The sequence below is a fragment of the Empedobacter sp. UBA5528 genome, assembly GCF_002426075.1.
In the GTDB taxonomy this organism is placed as follows: domain Bacteria; phylum Bacteroidota; class Bacteroidia; order Flavobacteriales; family Weeksellaceae; genus Empedobacter; species Empedobacter falsenii_B.
In genome coordinates, this window is the sequence record NZ_DINY01000025.1 from 24670 (window position 1) to 43092 (window position 18423).

The 18423-nt window shown below is 31.5% G+C and carries 18 protein-coding genes, 2 tRNA genes and 1 pseudogene; 11 read left to right on the plus strand and 10 right to left on the minus strand.

All coding sequences use genetic code 11. The features are described from left to right. Positions 1 to 423 precede the first annotated feature (423 nt). The 4 genes from B4L98_RS05170 to B4L98_RS05185 all read right to left on the minus strand — a co-directional run bounded on the left by B4L98_RS05170 (position 424) and on the right by B4L98_RS05185 (position 2690). Positions 424 to 990, minus strand: coding sequence for a pentapeptide repeat-containing protein (locus tag B4L98_RS05170; protein ID WP_180906343.1), 567 nt, complete (start codon positions 988 to 990; stop codon positions 424 to 426). 3 nt (positions 991 to 993) lie between these two features. After that, on the minus strand, positions 994 to 1242 hold the full coding sequence (locus B4L98_RS05175; protein WP_180906344.1) for a hypothetical protein: 249 nt from the start codon (positions 1240 to 1242) through the stop codon (positions 994 to 996). A gap of 2 nt (positions 1243 to 1244) precedes the next feature. Beyond that, complete coding sequence (locus B4L98_RS05180) at positions 1245 to 1619, minus strand: VOC family protein (RefSeq protein WP_038333665.1); 375 nt, start codon at positions 1617 to 1619, stop codon at positions 1245 to 1247. 156 nt (positions 1620 to 1775) lie between these two features. Beyond that, positions 1776 to 2690, minus strand: a complete 915-nt coding sequence (locus B4L98_RS05185; protein WP_114999956.1) for an N-acetylmuramoyl-L-alanine amidase — start codon at positions 2688 to 2690, stop codon at positions 1776 to 1778. Positions 2691 to 2835: 145 nt separating this feature from the next. On the opposite strand from B4L98_RS05185, the gene B4L98_RS05190 reads away from it, so the two are divergent. The 3 genes from B4L98_RS05190 (at position 2836) to B4L98_RS05200 (ending at position 3453) form a co-directional block, all read left to right on the plus strand. Next, positions 2836 to 2919 (plus strand) — tRNA-Ser (locus tag B4L98_RS05190). Positions 2920 to 2949: 30 nt separating this feature from the next. After that, positions 2950 to 3024, plus strand: a tRNA-Pro gene (locus B4L98_RS05195). Between the two features lie 123 nt (positions 3025 to 3147). Continuing rightward, positions 3148 to 3453, plus strand: coding sequence for a hypothetical protein (locus B4L98_RS05200; RefSeq protein WP_180906354.1), 306 nt, complete (start codon positions 3148 to 3150; stop codon positions 3451 to 3453). 371 nt (positions 3454 to 3824) lie between these two features. Here the strand turns inward: B4L98_RS05200 and B4L98_RS05205 are convergent, their stop codons facing one another. After that, complete coding sequence (locus B4L98_RS05205; RefSeq protein WP_219034183.1) at positions 3825 to 4076, minus strand: hypothetical protein; 252 nt, start codon at positions 4074 to 4076, stop codon at positions 3825 to 3827. Between the two features lie 101 nt (positions 4077 to 4177). Between B4L98_RS05205 and B4L98_RS05210 the strand changes: the two genes are divergently transcribed. From B4L98_RS05210 to B4L98_RS05235, 6 genes are all read left to right on the plus strand, one after another. Next, positions 4178 to 4579: a hypothetical protein gene (locus B4L98_RS05210; protein ID WP_221855789.1), complete on the plus strand. Its 402-nt coding sequence runs from the start codon at positions 4178 to 4180 to the stop codon at positions 4577 to 4579. Positions 4580 to 4643: 64 nt separating this feature from the next. Continuing rightward, complete coding sequence (locus tag B4L98_RS05215) at positions 4644 to 5378, plus strand: lysophospholipid acyltransferase family protein (RefSeq protein ID WP_125350403.1); 735 nt, start codon at positions 4644 to 4646, stop codon at positions 5376 to 5378. A 9-nt stretch (positions 5379 to 5387) separates the two neighbouring features. Beyond that, positions 5388 to 6389, plus strand: a complete 1002-nt coding sequence (locus B4L98_RS05220; RefSeq protein ID WP_286495596.1) for an acyl-ACP desaturase — start codon at positions 5388 to 5390, stop codon at positions 6387 to 6389. 18 nt (positions 6390 to 6407) lie between these two features. Continuing rightward, on the plus strand, positions 6408 to 6767 hold the full coding sequence (locus B4L98_RS05225; RefSeq protein ID WP_125350396.1) for a hypothetical protein: 360 nt from the start codon (positions 6408 to 6410) through the stop codon (positions 6765 to 6767). 103 nt (positions 6768 to 6870) lie between these two features. Next, positions 6871 to 8208 carry a cytochrome ubiquinol oxidase subunit I gene (locus B4L98_RS05230; protein ID WP_114999963.1) on the plus strand — a complete coding sequence of 446 codons (1338 nt, stop codon included), beginning with the start codon at positions 6871 to 6873 and terminating at the stop codon, positions 8206 to 8208. Between the two features lie 2 nt (positions 8209 to 8210). Continuing rightward, positions 8211 to 9218, plus strand: a complete 1008-nt coding sequence (locus B4L98_RS05235; protein WP_284583858.1) for a cytochrome d ubiquinol oxidase subunit II — start codon at positions 8211 to 8213, stop codon at positions 9216 to 9218. Between the two features lie 161 nt (positions 9219 to 9379). Here B4L98_RS05235 and B4L98_RS05240 read toward each other — a convergent pair whose 3' ends face one another. Continuing rightward, positions 9380 to 10615 carry a GTP-binding protein gene (locus B4L98_RS05240; RefSeq protein ID WP_291077676.1) on the minus strand — a complete coding sequence of 412 codons (1236 nt, stop codon included), beginning with the start codon at positions 10613 to 10615 and terminating at the stop codon, positions 9380 to 9382. A 266-nt stretch (positions 10616 to 10881) separates the two neighbouring features. Here B4L98_RS05240 and B4L98_RS05245 point away from each other — a divergent pair, with 266 nt between their 5' ends. Continuing rightward, positions 10882 to 12003 (plus strand): metallophosphoesterase, encoded by a 1122-nt coding sequence (locus B4L98_RS05245; RefSeq protein ID WP_313348978.1) that lies wholly within the window; start codon positions 10882 to 10884, stop codon positions 12001 to 12003. 102 nt (positions 12004 to 12105) lie between these two features. Continuing rightward, positions 12106 to 12422, plus strand: a pseudogene (locus tag B4L98_RS05250) (GNAT family N-acetyltransferase). 82 nt (positions 12423 to 12504) lie between these two features. On the opposite strand, the gene B4L98_RS05255 reads toward B4L98_RS05250, so the two are convergent. The 4 genes from B4L98_RS05255 to kbl form a co-directional block, all read right to left on the minus strand. Then, positions 12505 to 13773 (minus strand): dicarboxylate/amino acid:cation symporter, encoded by a 1269-nt coding sequence (locus B4L98_RS05255; protein ID WP_280037926.1) that lies wholly within the window; start codon positions 13771 to 13773, stop codon positions 12505 to 12507. Positions 13774 to 13911: 138 nt separating this feature from the next. Then, positions 13912 to 16599, minus strand: coding sequence for a PD-(D/E)XK nuclease family protein (locus tag B4L98_RS05260; protein WP_291047085.1), 2688 nt, complete (start codon positions 16597 to 16599; stop codon positions 13912 to 13914). A 67-nt stretch (positions 16600 to 16666) separates the two neighbouring features. Beyond that, the gene (locus tag B4L98_RS05265) at positions 16667 to 17155 is read right to left on the minus strand and encodes a hypothetical protein (RefSeq protein ID WP_221855776.1); all 489 of its coding nucleotides are present in this window, start codon (positions 17153 to 17155) and stop codon (positions 16667 to 16669) included. Between the two features lie 68 nt (positions 17156 to 17223). Next, a complete protein-coding gene (gene kbl / locus B4L98_RS05270) occupies positions 17224 to 18423 on the minus strand; it encodes a glycine C-acetyltransferase (protein ID WP_114999975.1) in 1200 nt (399 codons plus the stop codon).

An 18423-nucleotide genomic window follows, 5' to 3' on the forward strand; every position in this document is an offset into this window, starting at 1 on the left:
ATAAATGGTGTTAGTTGTACATTATTTGTGATTTTGTATTGACTTAATTAATAGACTTAAGTTTATCTAAAATAATGTATTGAATAATAATAATGCTTTTTTTGATAAAGAATTTCTTTTTTATTTTATTAGTGTAAATAATACGCTAATATTTTTTTTAATTTCTTAAAAAAATGTCAAGAAAAGTTTTAAGTTGATAATCTGAGTTGGATTTATTTCAGAAAATTTATCAAAAAAAGATGCAATAATAATCTTATTATTTATTAAATCAAGAAATAATTATTGACTAATTGATAAAATATAGAAGTAATTTATTCTAAAATGTTATGATTTAGTAAAATATAATCTGAAATTATTTATTCTGATTAGAATAGTATAAGTAGAAAGCATAAAAAAGGTTTCGATTTTATTCGAAACCTTTTTTTAATTTATTGTAATTCTAAGATAATCTAATAATCCAACACAATTTTCTTTGGAAAACTGCGCGCCTTTCAATTGATTATCATTCGGATTTATCGTGAAATTATAAGCCGTTTTGAAGTTGGCTTGCTTTAAATTGGTCTGATAGAAAATGGTGTGAGCCAAATTACAATTCATAAAATAAGCTTGACTAAGATCTGCGAAAGAAAATTCTACATTTTGTAAAGAACAATTGCTAAACTTTGTCTTTTTTAGCGGTAATTCATAAAAAGATGAGTCGTTTAACGTACAATTTTCAAATGAAATGCTTAACCCAAATTTGTTCGAATTTTCGAGATTAAAACCTATCATTTTACAATTCATAAACTCAACTTGCTGAAAGCTTGTGTTTTCTAAAGTTACATTACTCAAATTACATTCGATAAATTGACATTGAATAAATTTGATATCGCTTAAATCTAATCCATTCAAATCACAATTTATAAACTCGCAATTCTCGTATTCACCAGATATATTTTGATTTTCTGAGAAATTAATTTGTTCAAATTTTTCTTCGAAATGATAATCCATAAGTTATTTTTTTACGATTAAGTTTCTTAAGGCTAACCAGAAAATCATCACAATCATGTCAATATAAATAGTAACTTTTAGTTGATCGATTTGCGAACAAAGATTTTTTCCTGTTACAGTAGAAATACAAGTGTCAACTCCGTCGGTTTCATATTTTATACTAACCATAGTGTTAATAATCATGTAAAAAACAATTGGAATAATAAGAATAATTATCGCTAAAATAATGTTGTAATATCGTTTTGAGATCATAATTAATCTTCGAATGTAACTTCTATTTCTTGTCCAAATTGTAAGATATAACCATTGTTGTCGTAGATTGCAAACTCGCGCATATCCCATTCAAAGGTCTCAATTTCATATACAACTTCGCAATCATCTTTTACTTGATTCCACAACTCGTCTACGTTGTCTACAACAAAATAAAAAGAACCTGTGAAATTAGCTCGTTCAAAATCTGCTCCTTCATTTGGATAAGCCAACATAATTTCTACATCGTCTTTTTGCAAGCAAGCCCAAATCCAATCTTCATTTTGATCAGCAATCTTAAATCCTAATTTTTTATAGAATTTTGTTGTTTTTTGTAAATCTTTCGTCCAAATAATTGGGCGCAAACTTTTAAAAGCCATGTTATATTATTTTGGATAAAATTACTTCAATTTTTCTTAACTCTCAATTCCATTTTTAATGAAAATTAAGCTATTTATTCATATTATTTTACTGAAAGTTTATTCCATAAAAAACTCCTAACACGTAGGAGTTTCATACTATAAATCAAAATTGATTTATGGATTATATTTTTTGTTTAATGCTTTCAAGATTGCCCAAGTTTCAGCATCTACAACTCCATCGTATTTTTCTGGACGGAAATGCATCTGAAATGCCACAATTGCATTTTTTGTTTGCGCGTCTATCATTCCATTTGTAGGAACGTTGTACCCATATTTCTTAAGATCAGTTTGCACTTGTGTGATAAAAACGGAACTTGTTGTATCCCAAGGATATTGTTGCATAAATACATACTTGTCTGTATCATCGTACCAAGCACCAACACCGTAATCTGTATATAATTTTTTCCAAGGGAAAAGTGGACCCGGATCTGGTTTTCTTCCTGGCGCAACATCAGAATGCCCAATTACATTAAAAGGAGAAATATTATAACGTTTTACAATATCTTGTGTCAATTCACCTACTTTTTTGATTTGATAATCTGGATAAGGCGTGTAATTTGGATAAGCATCCGTTCCTTTGTTTCCAAGATTAACGATTTCGATACCAATAGAAGAAAAGTTTATATTATCCAATCCTTTCCAACTACTAACACCTGCATGCCATGCACGTTTTGTTTCGTCAACTAAAAGATTAATTGTTTTGTCATCATAATCATTTACCAAATAATGTGCACTTACATCTTTCTGAGTCAATACTTTTAACGATAACTCTGTGTTGATTGCTGTGTAGTGTAACACTAAAAATCGTACACGTTCATCTTGCGAAATAGATGGATAATAATCTGTTGTCACCTTGTACTTGTCGAGTTTTGCAGCTCGAGTCATTTCCGGTTGATCTGTTTTTGAATTGATAATGACTGTGTCACGAATTACTTTTGTAATTGTTTTTGGTGGAACTGTTTTAGTTGCACAACTAGCCAAAATAAAAAAACAAGAAATTGCCGAAAATACTAATCCTTTAAAATTCATTCTTTTAGTTCTAAATAGTCTTTTGAATAGCCAAAATTAAGCCAAATAATTTAATTTTTTTTCTAAAAAGACTTGTTTTGCAATAAAAGTCAATATATATTTGCAACCGCTTTATGAGACTAATCAGTCTTATTTTTAAAAGTTAGGAGAGGTGCCAGAGCGGTAATGGAGCAGATTGCTAATCTGTCATCGGGAAACCGATGCCAGGGTTCGAGTCCCTGTCTCTCCGCTTTTTTAAAGCTAGAAATAAAACACCACTCGGGGTGTAGCGTAGCCCGGTCATCGCGCCTGCTTTGGGAGCAGGAGGTCGCAGGTTCGAATCCTGCCACCCCGACGAATTTTAGTAATAGAATTTTGGATTGGTCCAGTAGCTCAGCTGGATANNCAAAATTGTAAATCACTATTTTCAGTGAGATGCTTTCTGTAAAGTTTACTTATTTTTATTCAAATAAATTGTATGAATCAGCCAACCAAAATCAACATATCAAGAGTATTTATAGGATTGACAATATTCTTCTTTCTATGCTTTATTGTTATGTATAGTATTGATGGAACTGAAATAGCAAGAAATCAAAATTTTATGTTCGATTTTATAGCTATTACTGGATTTGGGTCTTTTATTTTATGTCCACTTTTTTCAGTAATATCCATTATTTTTAACTATAAAAATAGGATATTATATCTTGTATTACTTTTAAGTTTTATTCCTTTTTTTGGAATTTTAAAACTATTTGAAGGTGCTAATTTCGGAGGAAGTTTTTAATAAATTTTCGTCTTTTATTGATTTTTCAAAAAACGAAGATTCATAAAGATACTAAAAAGTTAGAATAATTATAAAAAAAACATTTTTTGTGTCCGTATTTGTCCTATCATTATTTATTCAATTAGTAAAAAGAAAAATTCTTTTTTATGCCTCTATTTATCATCGTTTTGAGCGATATGAATTTTTAGTTGTTTTTTAGTTTGTTCGATTGTTGTTCGACCATTCTTCGACCGTTGTTCGACGANNTCGTCGAACAACGGTCGAAGAAACCTCGAAGGAAAGTAGGAGAAAAAATGTAGAATTCTATTTTTTCAACAATGGATATTGTGTTGTTATTTAATTGTGTTTTTAGAGAAAATTATTTCAGCATATTATTGTAAAAAATCTTTTCCTTTTTCACTCAATTGTTTAAAGTTAATTGCAGGAATAGTTGGATTCAATTTAGATTTGAAATTAGTCACACTTGGCGTTTCAAAAAAATCTAATTCGTACAAACCATCTTCCACGAATTGACAATCATCGGTTAAAATATAGATTTTAGGAAAACTTGGTTTTCGTTCTATTTTTACTTTTTTGATGTTATTTTGATCAGTAAAAACTTCTCCTTTCTTTGTGTTCGCCATTGTTTCTTATTTAGAGAACAAATTTCTTAATAAAATTGAATATTTAAAAAATCAATCCGTAATATTCAAAATATTTCTACCTTCGTTACAAATAAAACCACGTGAAATATACAATTCAAGCAATACTTTTGTTTTTTGTTTTAGGATTAACAAGTTGTTTACCAACCAAAACAGTTTCCGAAACTAAAGTTGTGACTTCAGAAATTAGCGATTTGTCGGGTAAATGGAATATAAATGATGGAGGAGATTACATTATTTTTGAAGATGCAACGAAAAAAATGGTAATGAAAACGGTTTGCGGAATTATTACGGCTGATTATACCAAAATAGATCAAGCTATAATTTTTAATCATTTAAAACAAGTGAATTCTGATTGCGAAATTCCTCAAAATTTGATTCAAAATTTGCAAAAAACTGCATATTTTAAAGTAAAATCATCAAATCAAATTACTTTTTATGATGAAGCTCATCAAGAAAAGTTAACTTTGAAATTAATAAAGTAAATCGCCTAGAAAAATATATTATGCTTAGCATAATTTTTTATTAAATTTGTCTAAATTTCTAATGTTGAAGAAAATTTTAAGTTATCCGTTATCTATAATCTTTTATATTTTTTATGGATTAACGTTGTTGGTAATGCATGTTGTGCAATGGTTGTGCTACAATTTGGGAGGTTATGCTGCTCATCACAAAAGTGTAAAAGTGATGAATGGTCTTTTGGTTTTTTGGACAAGAATTTTAGGTACAACGTATACCTATAAAGGAAGAGAAAATTTGAAACAAAATGTACCATTGATTTTTGTGAGTAATCACCAAAGTATGTATGATATTTCTCCGTTGGAATATGATTTGGCTGATTATCATCCTAAGTTTATTTCGAAAATAGAATTGGGAAAAGGAATTCCCAGTGTATCGTACAATTTAACGCATGGAGGTTCTGCATTAATCGATCGTAAGAACGGAAAACAAGCAATAGAGGAAATAAAAAAATTAGCGCAATACATTCAGAAAAATAATTATTCAGCTATTATTTTTCCAGAAGGTACAAGAAGCAAAAATGGAGTACCAAAGGCTTTCAAAGAAAATGGATTGAAAGTTTTGACGAAATATGCTAAAGACGCTTATGTTGTTCCCGTTACGCTAAATAATACGTGGGAAATAGAAAAGTGGGGTAAATTCCCGATGTATTTGGGCGCGAAAGTAACGATACAATACCATAAACCCTTAAAAGTGAGTGACTATAAGTTTGATGAAATATTCGAGCTTACCGAAAAAACTGTAAAAAGTAGTATAACCGCATAAAATAATTATATGTCAATAAATAATGTTCGCCTGGAAGTAATGCAATTTCTTGAGAAAGATATTGATGCTTATATGGACAAATTCTTAGTTCCAGCCGATAAAATTTGGCAACCAACAGATTTTTTACCGAATTCTCAAACAGATTCTTTTTTTGACGAAATCAAAGAATTACAAGAGCTTTCGAAAGATTTGCCAGATGATTTCTGGATTACATTGATTGGTGATACCATTACCGAGGAAGCTTTGCCAACCTACGAATCTTGGTTGATGCAAATGGACGGTGTGGTAGATGAAGAAGGAAATTACCTAGAAAATGGTTGGGCAAAATGGATTCGCCATTGGACAGGAGAGGAAAATCGTCACGGTGATGTTTTGAATAAATTTTTGTATTTATCAGGACGTATCAATATGCGCGAGGTTGAAGTAACAACGCAACATTTGATAAATGACGGTTTCGACATTGGAACAGCACACGATCCTTACAAAAACTTTGTTTACACAAGTTTTCAAGAATTAGCAACTTATGTATCGCACAATAATGTATCAGCAATTGCAAAAAAATACGGAGCGAAAAAATTATCGCGTATGTGTAAAATTATTGCAGGAGATGAAATGCGTCACCATTTAGCTTACACAGAGTTCGTTCGTCGTATCTTCGAAGCTGATCCTTCTGAAATGATGTTAGCTGTTCAACATATGTTCAAACTTAAAATTGTAATGCCAGCGCATTTCTTAAGAGCTTCTGGTGAAGAAAGAGGAACTTTGTTTGATGCGTTTTCAGATGCAGCGCAACGCATTAATGTGTACACAGCGTTTGATTACATCGATATTATGCGAAAATTAATTGAAGCTTGGCAATTAGATAAAATCTCTGGATTGAATGCTGAGGCTGAAAAAGCAAGAGATTATATCATGAAATTCCCAGATAGAATGGATAGAATTTCGCAACGTATTGTAATTCCTGAAGTAGGACCACAATTCAAGTGGTTAGTTCCTGCGACAGCTAAATAGAAAATCAATTTTATTAAGATGTATATCAAGATTGTTTTACTTTTTCTATTTATAATTTCATGTTCAAATATTGATAGGTTAAATTATCCATCTAATATTAATGAAATTAAAGAAGTTATATTAGAAAGACCTGATAGTAATTCAAATGGAAAATTTTCAGAAATAAAACAATTAAATGACAATCAGATAAAACAACTTTTAGTTATTTTAAATAAAGCTAAACAAATAGATTCTAAAAATTTTGATGAAGATTTTCAAATTATTTTTTCAACAGAGTCTGGAACTAAAAGAATTATGGTAAGGGGTAATAAAATTAAAAATTTTGATAGTAATAAAGTTTATCAAATACCGAATGTAGATTATTTGAATAATTTTTGAAAATCACATATAATCAAAATCATATAAAAAGAGGCAATTCAAAATCGAATTGCCTCTTTTTTTTAGTAACTTTAACCAACAAACAAATTATAAACAACTACTTATGGACGATTTTATTGCTGCCAGAAGTCAAATGGCGATGTCGCTTGCCTTTCACATTGTTTTTTCGTGTGTTGGAATGGTGATGCCGTTTATGATGGCAATCGCTCACTACAAATACCTCAAAACTAAAAACGAAATTTACAAAGGGTTAACCAAAGCTTGGAGTAAGGGAGTTGCAATTTTATTTGCTACGGGAGCAGTTTCTGGTACAATGCTTTCGTTTGAGTTAGGATTATTGTTTCCTAAATTTATGGAACACGCTGGACCAATTTTCGGAATGCCATTTTCGTTAGAAGGAACAGCTTTTTTTATTGAAGCCATTGCTTTAGGTTTTTTCCTTTATGGTTGGGACAAATTCAATAAATGGTTTCATTGGATTTGTGGTGTAATTGTAGGGATTAGTGGTTTAGCTTCAGGGATTTTGGTTGTTGCTGCAAATGCTTGGATGAATTCTCCGTCAGGTTTCGATTTTATAAATGGCGAATATTTAAACATAGATCCTGTAAAAGCTATGTTCAACGATGCGTGGTTTTCACAAGCGTTGCACATGACAATTGCAGCTTTTTGTGCGACTGGATTTGCGGTTGCGGGTTTACATGCTTATCTTATTTTGAAAGGTAAGAATGTAAATTTTCATCGCGAAGCATTCAAAATTAGTTCTGTTTTAGCGATTACAGCAGCAATGTTAGCACCTTTGAGTGGTGATATTTCGGCGAAAGATGTAGCAAAACGTCAACCGATTAAATTGGCTGCGATGGAAGCGCATTTCAAAACAGAAGAAAGTGCTTCATTTGTTTTGGGTGGAATAGTGGACGAATCAAAAGAAGAGATTAAATATGCGATAAAAGTTCCGGGTGTATTGAGTTTCTTGGTTCATTCAGATTTCAAAACACCTGTAAAAGGTCTAGAAGAATTTCCGAAAGATGAATGGCCGCCTGTGGCAGTTGTACATTATGCTTTTCAGATTATGATAACATTCGGAATGTTGATGATGGGAATAGCTGTTATTTATTTGATTGCGCAATTTTTTAAGAAAGATTGGCGAACAAAACGCTGGTTTTATAAATTGTTTATGATTGCGACACCTTTCGGATACATCGCTTTAGAAGCAGGTTGGACGGTAACAGAAGTCGGTCGTCAACCGTGGATTATTTACGGAATTATGCGAACGGTAGATTCCATCACGCCAATGCCAGGAATACAATATTCGTTTTACATTTTCACGTTTGTATTCATTACATTGTCCATTATTTTAGTGTTCTTAATGAATCGACAAATACAAATGGTTGCGAAGCTTTACGATCCAGAAGATCCAAATTATAAACCAGAAAAACATTAAGTATGATTTACGTAGTAATAGCATTTTTGTGGGTTGCCATCTGTTTATATTTAATTTTAGGTGGAGCAGATTTCGGTGCTGGAATTGTCGAATTATTCTCTGAAAAGAGTTACAAAAAACGTACGCAGAAGATTATGTACAATTCGATTGGACCTATTTGGGAAGCAAATCATATGTGGTTAATCATTGCCATTGTAATTTTGTTTGTCGGTTTTCCTAAGGTTTATGCAGATGTTTCTAATTATTTACATATTCCGTTAGTGATTATGTTGTTAGGAATCATAGCGCGTGGAACATCGTTTACGTTTAGAAATTATGATGCAATCAATGATAAATGGCACAATCTGTACGATGTCATTTTTACCTATTCAAGTGTTGTGACGCCTTTGTTTTTGGGAATAATTGCAGGATCTATCGTTTCAGGAAGTATTGATGATAATGCATTTTCGTTTCAAGATGCATATATATTTTCGTGGCTAAGTTGGTTTAATTTTTCAGTTGGAATTTTTACTGTTGTGATTTGTGCTTTCTTGGCTTCGGTTTATTCAATTCAAACTGTTAAAAACGAAGAAGATAAAGTGATTTTAAGAAAACGTGCGAAGCTTTATACAGCTTTAATTTTTGTTGCTGGTGCATTGGTATTTGCAGTTTCACTTTGGAAAAACATTCCATTATTTAGTTGGATAACATCAGAAATTTACGGTTATATCGCAATAGCAATTGCTTCAATTTCAATTGTATTATTACTTTCAGCCTTAAATAAAGCGAAGGATTCTTTGTTGAAAGTTTACGCAGGAATTATTGTGATGATGATTTTATTTGCGGCAACTTATTCGCATTTTCCAAATTTGGTATTATTCAAAGATGGTTCAACATTATCTTTATTAACAGATTACGGTGCGTTGAGTACGATAAATATGTTAGCTTGGGCATTATTACTCGGCTCGATATTTATTTTACCATTTCTATTTTACTTAATTTATTCATTTAATCAGAAGCAAAAAATATAAATACTCGTTCCAAATTTGATTACAAACATACTTGTTTATAATTAACCGAGCCTTTAGGAAAGGACAAGTGAATTTGGTAAATACAATAATCTGTTTAAATCTTCAGAACAAGGATGATAAGAGAAGAGCCTTATTTCAATTCGAAATAAGGCTCTTTTATTTTAATTATGTTTTGCTTGCCATTCTGCAATTTCTTGCTCATTCAGTAAACAAGAGTTTAATTCTTGTGTAACTTTTTCTTTGTCCAAACCTTGACCAATAAAAACAAGTTCTATCATTCGATCTCCCCATTCTTTCGACCATTTGGCGTCAATTGTTTTTTGATTAAATTGATAAGCTGCAAACTGAATTCTTTCGTCATACGGCATCGAGCACCACCAAGCCCCCGCAGGATCAATTCGGATACTACCACCAGCTTGACTCAAGAAAATAGCTTCATCAGGACGATTTGCTAACCAAAATAAACCTTTTGAACGGTAAATAGTTGGAGGAAAATTATCATTCAAATAGGTTAAAAAACGTTCTGCATGAAACGGAATTTTTTGTCTGTAAACAAAAGAAGTCATTCCATATTTTTCTTCCAAATGATCGTGGTGTTCGTGCGTACAATGTTCACCACATTCGTGATCATGGTGATGGTGATGTTCCTCTTTTTCTTGCTCTTCTAATAATTTTACCCAAGCATCCATGTCCTGAATTTTTTCGAAATCGAATAGATTGGTATTCAAAATTTCAGTTAATTCAACGTGAGAAAAACTTGCAGGAATTATTTTAGCAGAAGGATTTAATTTTGTCACAAACGCTTCAATATTCATCAACGTTTCTTCTTCAACCAAATCCATTTTATTTAGAATAATCACATTCGAAAATTCAATTTGATCGATTAAAAGATTTACAATCGGACGATTATCGTCTCTATTTTCTGTGAAACCACGATCAAAAACATCTTCATCAGTTCCTAAATTTTTGAAGAAATTATAAGCGTCAACTACAGTTACCAACGTATCTAAACGCGCAACTTTTGGCAAATCAATTTTACCATCTGGCGAAACAAAATCCAATGACTGCGCAATAGGACCTGGATCAGAAATACCAGAACTTTCGATAACCAAATAATCATATTTCCCTGATTGTGCCAACTTCTCTATTTCTACGATCAAATCTTCTCGTAATTCACAACAAACGCAACCGTTGCTTAATTCAACCAATTTTTCATCCGTTTGAATTAAATCATTTTCGCGAGAAACCATTTGCGCATCAATATTTACTGCGCCCATATCGTTCACGATAACTGCTACTTTTAGTCCTTTTTTATTGTGTAATATATGATTAAGAAGTGTCGTTTTTCCGCTTCCAAGAAATCCAGAAAGTACCGTTACAGGTAGTCTATTTTTCATAATTTATGCTTAAAAATATGCTACAAAGTTACGTTTTTATCACGCAAATTTTTGTGTAGAATCATCTATAAATTTTATAATGTTCTGTTAAGAATTTAATAATAAATCACTGTTAGAAAGATTTCTTTTATTTTTGTTCAAAATCAAATAAAATAATGTTTGTTTATAGTGTTATCACGTCAATAATTATTTCAATCGTACTTGAAATTTACCTGTATTATAATTTTAAAAAATTCATTCAAAATAAGTATATTCTTTTCGGGAATATGCTTTTGTGGTTACTTGTTTTGGGTAATTTTGGATATAATCTAATCTTTTTTGATCGTAATGTTGGTCAAACGCAAACGACAATGTGGGCAACAGGTTTGTTTATGTTGTTTGGTTTTCCTCGAATTATTTTGGTTCTATTTTTCTTGGTTCAAGATATTTTTAGAGGCTTTGGGTGGCTATTTAATCGTGCAACAAATCATCAAACAAAAGAAGATTCTTATTTACCTTCTCGTCGAAAATTTGTAATGATTTCTGGATTAATAGTAGCTTCAATACCTTTTTTTAGTTTGATTTATGGAATGACTTTAGGAAAATATAATTTCAAGGTAATCAAGAAAAAATTGGCATATCAACGTTTACCAAAATCGTTTGATGGTTTCAAGATTTTACATATAACGGATATTCATTCGGGAAGTTTGGACAATCGTGAGAAAATAGAATATGCAGTGGATTTAATTAATCAACAAGAGTTTGATATACTATTTTTTACGGGTGATATTGTGAATAATTTTCATTGGGAAATGGACAAATGGTACGATGTTTTTTCTAAAATAAAACAAGCGCCGCACGGAAATTTTGCAGTGCTAGGAAATCATGATTATGGAGAATATTCGGATTGGAAAACGGAGGAAGAAAAGCAAGATAATTTTGAGAAAATTAAAGCGATTTTCCCTAAGATTGGAATGAAATTATTATTGAATGAAAACCGATTTATTACAAAGAATGGTGAAAAAATTGCATTGATTGGCGTTCAGAATTGGGGAACACGATTTAAGAAATTAGGTGATATTGATGCAGCTTCGAATTATGTAAATACAGAAGATTTTAAAATTGTGATGTCTCATGATCCTTCGCATTGGAATGAGATATTGAAAAATCATCCGAAACATTTTGACTTGACTTTGTCTGGACATACGCATGGAATGCAATTAGGAATTGAAGTTCCGAAAATTGGTTTGCGTTGGAGTCCGGCGCAATATGTGTATCCGCAATGGGCAGGTTTTTATGATTTTGAAGGAAAGATTATCAATGTAAATCGCGGATTTGGTTATCATTTTTACCCAGGAAGAGTAGGTGTTTGGCCAGAAATAACATTAATAGAGTTGAAATCAGTATAAAGTATTAGGAAAAAGCAATCAAAGTTTTTGATTGCTTTTTTGATGTATATCAATTCTGAAAACAGATTTTTATCGGATTATTGTCATAAAAAAAGAAATAATATGAATCGAGAATTAATTCCTTTACAGGTTGTAAAAAATGAATCAGCTTTTCGTTTTGAGCTGAATGTAGACGGATACATCGCTTTTATAGATTATAAAGAAGAAGATGATATTATCAATTGATTCATACCGAAGTTCCTGAAGAATTAGGAGGAAAAGGCGTTGCTGCTGCTTTGGTTGAAAAAACATTGGTTTATTTGGAGGAACATAAAAATCCTTTGTTTCCGTATTGTCCTTATGTATATGCCTACATCAAGAAACATCCGGAATGGAAACGAATTGTTCATCCTAAATTCTCTAACTATAACGAATTGTAATCGGTTAACGAATGAGATTATTACAAGAAATGCGACCTTAATCAGGTCGCATTTCTTGTAATATTTTTGAAAAGCAATTTATTTAAGCTTTGTGATGATCATCATCGTGTGTATATGTTTGCTCAATTGCGACGTGTCCTTCCCATTTATCAACTGCAACAGTCGATAAAGCATTTCCAAGAACATTCGTCATCGAACGAGCCATATCACAGAAATGGTCGATTGGTAAAATCAATGCGATTCCTTCTGGTGGAATTCCAAACATCGAACAAGTTGCAACCACTACAATTAATGAAGCTCTTGGCACACCTGCAACACCTTTTGAAGTAAGCATTAAGACTAATAACATCAAAATTTGTTTCTCGATCGGCATGTGAATTCCATAAACCTGCGCGATAAATAGCGACGCGAACGTCATGTACATCATCGATCCATCTAAATTGAAGGAATATCCGAGCGGTAAAGTAAACGAAATAATTTTCTTTTGAGCCCCAAATTTTTCTAATTCTTCAACTAATTTTGGGAATACAGCTTCTGATGAAGTTGTAGAGAAAGCGATTAATAATGGCGCTTTGATGTGTCTTAATAAGTCGATTACTCGTTTTCCTAAGATGAAATATCCAACCAAAATTAAAACAGCCCAAAGAAGCAAAATACCAATTACGAAGGCGATTAAATATTTAACATAAAGTAAGAATATACCGAATCCGTACGTTGCAATAGCAGCAGAAATAGTTCCTAAAACTCCTAATGGCGCAGTCCACATTACATATCCAACCATGATTAAAACGATATGCGAAATTTTATCTAACGCTTTCGTAATCATTTCGCCTTCTTTTCCATAAGCTGCCATTGCGACACCAAAGAAAATAGAGAAAACAACGATTTGTAAGATTTCATTTGTTGCAAATGATTCGAAAACAGATTTAGGAATCATATGTGTAATGAAATGTTCTAATGTAAGCGAAGCTTGACCTTTTAATAAATCTTGAGCAGAACTTGAATCGATTTCAATATTCAATCCTTCTCCAGGTTTCATTACATTGATAACAATAGCACCAATCACCAAAGAAGTAAGTGAAGCTGTGATAAACCAACCCATTGCACGTCCACCAACACGTCCAACCATTTTCATATCACCCATTTTAGCAATACCAACTACTAATGTTGAGAAAACTAAAGGCGCAATAATCATCTGAATAAGACGAATAAAAATAGTACCAAGAAGTTTTATGTTAGTCGAAAATGTTTTAATAAATTCTGGCGAGGTATTATAATGTACATATCCTCCAAGCGCAACCCCGATAAGAAGGGCAATAATAATAGCTATAAAAAGTTTATTGTTTTTCATTATGCGATTTTAAACTTTTCCAAAACTACTATTTTTTAGCAAATTATTAAGAATATAAATCAATTTATACACCAAATAAAATATAAAACCCTTTGTATGTAGTATTTATAAAGGGTTTTCTTTATAGTGTATTGTGTACTATTCTGGCTGTTTGAACGGAATTTCTTGATTTAAAATCTCTTCAATTAATGTTGACATTGGCGCGTTAGAATTCTCGACAATCGAATAATCGATGGTTGTATTTTTATCAACCGAAAGTTTAATTAAATCTTTATTTGGAAATTTGATCGGATAAATACACAATTCAATGTCTTTATTTAGATTTTTTTTGTCTGCATAAAATAAATGAGCATAGAAAATTAATTGCAATTGTTTGGCTTTATCTTCTTTTTTGTAAACGGTTTCTATTTCTTCGGTTTTAACCGAAATATCTTTCGCATAACCAGTTTTGTAATCAATAATTCGAGTTTGATTATTGACAGAATCAATTCTATCAATCACCCCTTTCAGTTTTACAATTTTGCCATTTGTAAGTGTAAAATCAACTTCGAGCTTGCTCTCCAAAGCTCGAATAACAAATTCATTTTCTTTTGCAGTAGTTGTATCTTTAGACAAAACGCCATCTACAATTCGCTCTGCAATTTTATAAATCAAATAATTTGGTCCTTTATCTAAATGCCCATCTTTATATTCTTTGCTAAAATGTTTTTGTAAGGTTTTATCTTTTATTTTTTCGATATTTTTGAAATCATTTTCATGCAAAATATGTCCAATATAAGGCGTGTACAAATCCTCTAAAGCTCCGTGTACAATGTTTCCTAACGTTCTTGCGCTTACAATTTCTTCGGCTTCTTCGACTTCATTTACATTAAAAACACGTTGTTCATAAAAATCTAACGGATTGCGTAAATATGTCGAAAGTGAAGAAGGTGAAATTCCATATTCAGCCCAATTTTGAAGTTTAGCCATTGTTTCGTCAGTTTTAGGAACAATGATTTCTTTCAAAGGTTTTGTAACAAAACTTGGAGCAGCAAAAGTTTCTTTCACTTCGTGATTACTTTCAAATTTGATTTGAGCCAAAAAGCGAGATTTTTCTCCAGAACCCATTCCGTCAGCTTCGGTATCGTACACGAAATAAGCGTTTTTCGCACGCTGAATCAAACGATAAAAGTGATATGCATAAATCGAATCATTTTCGGTAAATGTATTCAATTTCATTTGTTTGCGAATGTCATACGGAATAAATGTATTGTTTTGTCGTCCCAAAGGCAAAATTTCGTCATTCACAGAAGTCATGATAATATTATCGAAATTCAATAAACGAGTTTCCAATAATCCCATCAATTGTAAACCTTTCAAAGGCTCTCCAATAAAGGAAATTGTCTCGGAAGAAACGATTTTATTGTACAATAAAAACAAGGTTCTGTAATCTTTGATATCATCAACACTCAACAAATTTTCGTGCAATTGATTGAAAACTTTTTTGAAAAAGAACAAATATTCTTTTGTCAACAAATCGTTCATCGAAGGATGATGCAGTAATTCGTCTGTCCAATTTTTTAGATGATGAATAAATTCAGTGATGCTTTTCGGAATATGAAAAATAGATTTAAAGATTGATTCTCTTAAGGCATTTTGAATCGAATTTTGAGAATTAAATATTCTATTTTGTAAACGAATATCACCGATTAATCTTCGACTTTCTTCTGTGCTAAAAAGAGATAATGTTTTATTTTCAAGAATTTGTAAGACATTTTTGAAATAAAACATGGTTCCTTTTCCTAACTTCTCCCGATTCATTTGCAACTCAAAAATTGATTTGAAAAATTGCGCTAACGGAACAGAACGTAACGGAATTCCCATCGAAATGTTGAGATGTGTGATATTTTCGGGCAACGAATTGAGAATTGCTGGTAAAATAGATTCATCAGCCAAAATCAACGCGGTATTTTTTATCTCATCTTCGTTGAGATTTCTAATTAAATCTGCAATATATTTTGCTTGTCCAACTTGTTTTGCAACACCAATTGTCTGTAAATTTTTTGGTCTCGAAAATTCATCAACCACCCAATTGATAGGTTTTATTTTTTCTTTGTATTTTCTTAGAAAAGAACCAGCTTCTTGATTCGGATTTTCGTAATAATATTTATCTGCATCCCAATATAAAGTGGCTAATTTTTCTTTTTCTAATCGAAAAATTAGTGCTTGTTCTGCTTTTGTCAAGGCATTAAAACCAGCAAAAACATAATGTGAAGTTCTGTTTTCGACAATCTCTTCAACCTTTTCACTTGCGATTCTAAAAACCATCCCAGCATAACCTTCTTTCGAATCCAACAGATCTTGTTGTAATTGAAAATATAATTTTGAAACAATTCCCCAAAACGTTAAGTGATTTTGAATGATTTCATTTTTCCCAATCTCAATTTTTCCATCTCCCCATTGACTAATTCGTTCTACCGAAATCAAATAGTCTAAAACTTTATGCGCAGGTTGCAAAGAAGCATCGATATCATCGAAATCTTTCAAAACAGTTGGTCCCCATTTGATAAAATCTTCGAAAGAATCAGGCTTGTCAACGATTTTTTTATAGGCTTGATACGCTTTGAACCATAGATTAATTCCAGAAATAATTTCTAAACCAGAAAGTTCGCTCATCAATTCTTCGATACTTTTCATTTGTGGAAGAATGATATTTTGCGCTTGACGCTGAAATTCTTGTTTGAAGAATAACATGGGACGTTTTCCTGGTAAAACTAAAGTGGTGTTGATAAAGTTTTTTTGATTTTGGACTAAATCTTTTACAACATTTTCTATGAATTGAGCCATTTTGAAATTTTCTTTCGTTGAGTTGTTGTAAAAGTAAGGATTTTGAGAGACAATTCGTGGCGTTGAATTATTTTACTTCTTGAACTTTTTCTTGAAATAATTTTTCAAAAGTTTCAGTGATTTTATCCTCAGACATTTTTGTAGCAACAAAATATAATATGAATCCAAAAAATAACATCGGAATAGAAATTAAAGGTAAAAAATTATGAATTCCATTAGTAATAATTTGAAAAAGTGAGATTATAAAAAATAAAGTCACAATACTTATCCAAACAATGAAAAATATTGAAACAAAAGAGTTTAATTCTAAATTGTAAACAATAGTGGTTTTATTGTCGTTGGTATTGAAATGACCAATAATTTGAGGATTAAAACTATTTCGTCCGCTAATCGTTTTCATCAAATTGAAATGATCTTTATAAACTATCCCTTCAAATTCATATTTACTTTTAGAAAAACGAATTCTTTTTTCTTCTGTATTATCATTCAGTATTTTAAAAACTTCTTGATCAGAAAGATTTGTCGTTATTTGATATGTTTTATTTTTGAAAAGCATAAGTTAAATATATAAAAAAAGCGACTAAAAATATTTAGTCGCTAATATAATATTGAAAAAACAAATTCTTATTTAATCACTCCTAATTCTTTACCAACTTTTGTAAAAGCAGCAATTGTATGATCTAATTGCTCTTTTGTATGTGCAGCTGATAATTGTACACGAATACGTGCTTTGTCGCGAGGAACAACAGGGAAAAAGAATCCGATTACATAAACACCTTCATCTAATAATTTGTCTGCCATTACTTGAGATAATTTTGCATCATACAACATAACAGGTACAATTGCAGCATCACCTTCTGGAATATCAAAACCAGCAGCAACCATTTCTTTGCGGAAATATTCAGCATTCCACATTACTTTATCACGTAAAGTTGTGTCATTTTCTAACATTTCTAACACTTGCAAAGCAGCGCCAACGATTCCAGGAGCTAAAGAGTTAGAGAATAAATATGGACGAGATTTTTGACGTAACATTTCGATTACTTCTTTTTTACCAGAAGTAAATCCACCCATTGCACCACCTAAAGCTTTTCCTAAAGTAGATGTAATGATGTCTACACGTCCCATTACTTCGTTGTGCTCATGTGTTCCACGTCCAGTTTTTCCAATAAAACCAGTTGCGTGAGAATCATCAACCATTACCAAAGCATCGTATTTATCAGCTAAATCACAAACACCTTTTAAGTCTGCAACGATACCATCCATAGAGAAAACTCCGTCTGTTACAATAATTTTGAAACGATGATTTTTTTCTGAAGCTACAATTAATTGAGCCTCTAAATCAGCCATATTATTGTTTTTATAACGATAACGAGCAGCTTTACATAAACGAACACCATCAATAATAGAAGCGTGGTTTAATTCATCAGAAATAATAGCATCTTCTTCTGTAAACAAAGGCTCAAAAACACCACCATTTGCGTCAAAAGCAGCAGCATATAAAATCGTATCTTCCATTCCTAAGAAATTAGCGATTTTTTTCTCTAATTGTTTGTGTACATCTTGCGTACCACAAATAAAACGAACCGAAGACATTCCGTATCCGCGGTCATCTAACATTTTTTGAGAAGCTGAGATAACGTCTTTATTATCAGATAATCCTAAATAGTTGTTCGCACAAAAATTAAGTAATGTTTTACCATTTTCTAATGTAATTTCTGCACTTTGAGGAGAAGCAATGATGCGTTCTTTTTTGAATAATCCTTGTTCTTCTAAATCATTCAATTGCGTTTGTAAGTAGTTTTGAAATTTATCGCTATACAT

Coding starts and splice junctions, on each gene's coding strand:
- B4L98_RS05170 (WP_180906343.1), bottom strand. CDS start 990: ATGGATTATCATTTCGAAGAAAAATTTGAACAAATTAATTTCTCAGAA.
- B4L98_RS05175 (WP_180906344.1), bottom strand. CDS start 1,242: ATGATCTCAAAACGATATTACAACATTATTTTAGCGATAATTATTCTT.
- B4L98_RS05180 (WP_038333665.1), bottom strand. CDS start 1,619: ATGGCTTTTAAAAGTTTGCGCCCAATTATTTGGACGAAAGATTTACAA.
- B4L98_RS05185 (WP_114999956.1), bottom strand. CDS start 2,690: ATGAATTTTAAAGGATTAGTATTTTCGGCAATTTCTTGTTTTTTTATT.
- B4L98_RS05200 (WP_180906354.1), top strand. CDS start 3,148: ATGAATCAGCCAACCAAAATCAACATATCAAGAGTATTTATAGGATTG.
- B4L98_RS05205 (WP_219034183.1), bottom strand. CDS start 4,076: ATGGCGAACACAAAGAAAGGAGAAGTTTTTACTGATCAAAATAACATC.
- B4L98_RS05220 (WP_286495596.1), top strand. CDS start 5,388: ATGTCAATAAATAATGTTCGCCTGGAAGTAATGCAATTTCTTGAGAAA.
- B4L98_RS05225 (WP_125350396.1), top strand. CDS start 6,408: ATGTATATCAAGATTGTTTTACTTTTTCTATTTATAATTTCATGTTCA.
- B4L98_RS05230 (WP_114999963.1), top strand. CDS start 6,871: ATGGACGATTTTATTGCTGCCAGAAGTCAAATGGCGATGTCGCTTGCC.
- B4L98_RS05235 (WP_284583858.1), top strand. CDS start 8,211: ATGATTTACGTAGTAATAGCATTTTTGTGGGTTGCCATCTGTTTATAT.
- B4L98_RS05240 (WP_291077676.1), bottom strand. CDS start 10,615: ATGAAAAATAGACTACCTGTAACGGTACTTTCTGGATTTCTTGGAAGC.
- B4L98_RS05245 (WP_313348978.1), top strand. CDS start 10,882: ATGCTTTTGTGGTTACTTGTTTTGGGTAATTTTGGATATAATCTAATC.
- B4L98_RS05255 (WP_280037926.1), bottom strand. CDS start 13,773: ATGAAAAACAATAAACTTTTTATAGCTATTATTATTGCCCTTCTTATC.
- B4L98_RS05260 (WP_291047085.1), bottom strand. CDS start 16,599: ATGGCTCAATTCATAGAAAATGTTGTAAAAGATTTAGTCCAAAATCAA.
- B4L98_RS05265 (WP_221855776.1), bottom strand. CDS start 17,155: ATGCTTTTCAAAAATAAAACATATCAAATAACGACAAATCTTTCTGAT.
- kbl (WP_114999975.1), bottom strand. CDS start 18,423: ATGTATAGCGATAAATTTCAAAACTACTTACAAACGCAATTGAATGAT.